Raw genomic sequence first — 236 nt, forward strand, 5'->3', positions numbered from 1 at the left:
GCACACCAGTAAGCCTGAAGCTACGCATCAAGAAAAAACTTGACGTGTTGGAAGAAAAACTATATTTTCATCGCCCTCTCAAAACAGATCATTTGATCGAGAAGCAATCTGACCTACCCGTCGTCAAACGCTGCAAGGAACAAGCTAACCGCGTCTTAAATTTTCAAGGGAACTTAGGTACAGCATGGCGGGTGGATTTTTCTGATGTCTTTGAAAAATTTGTGCAACACATATTC

Annotated in this window: 1 protein-coding gene; it reads left to right on the plus strand. The window is 41.9% G+C overall.

What is annotated here, in order from left to right; all coding sequences use genetic code 11:
- Window positions 1-236 (plus strand): hypothetical protein (locus QN347_RS20925; protein ID WP_323494566.1); only part of this gene is annotated, 236 nt, incomplete at both ends.

It is taken from the genome of Sphingomonas sp. 10B4, from assembly GCF_035019905.1.
Taxonomy (GTDB): Bacteria; Pseudomonadota; Alphaproteobacteria; order Sphingomonadales; family Sphingomonadaceae; genus Sphingomonas; species Sphingomonas glacialis.